Consider the following 584-nt stretch of genomic DNA (forward strand, 5'->3'; position numbering starts at 1 on the left):
GATGCCGCCCGTACGGGAAGCGACCACAGGTACACCTGCGGCCATCGCTTCCAGATTAACCAGCCCGAAGGCCTCACTTCCCACCGAAGGAACAACGGTCACATCGGCCAACTGATACAGCGAGGCCAAGGCTGGATGAGGAACATAGTCGAGAAACTCGACATGCTTTCCCATCCTGAGCTTACGCGTCTGACGATGCAGCGACGCCGAGTAAGACGTGAGGCGGTCCTGCCCGTAATAGGCGCTGCCCGCAATGAGCAGCAGCACATCCGGGCAGGCACGGGCGATGCGTGGCAGGGCCTTGAGCAGCCGATGAACACCCTTGCCCGGCACCAGCCTGCCCGCGTAGAGTACGATGCGGCGGCCTGCCCAGCCGTAATCGTTCAGCCGCGCGGCTCTGACCGCTTCTGCCGCCGGTGTCCAGCGCGGCAGAAAATCGCCGGGATGAATACCCAGCTCATTTATAGCGATACGTTCCCTGACAGCATCAGAGCTGTCAGCGGCCATGGTTGATCGCATGTAGGCGCTGTTCACGATGATCCGCTCCATCGGCTGCAGCAGTCGATCCACTTCCTTCCGTTTGA

The 584-nt window shown here is 61.1% G+C and carries 1 protein-coding gene; it reads right to left on the reverse strand.

Annotated elements, in window-relative coordinates; translation table 11 throughout:
- Nucleotides 1-584 (reverse strand): glycosyltransferase (locus tag L696_RS0103955; protein WP_025682487.1); only part of this gene is annotated, 584 nt, incomplete at both ends.

This window comes from Paenibacillus maysiensis, assembly GCF_000520815.1.
Lineage (GTDB): Bacteria > Bacillota > Bacilli > Paenibacillales > Paenibacillaceae > Paenibacillus > Paenibacillus maysiensis.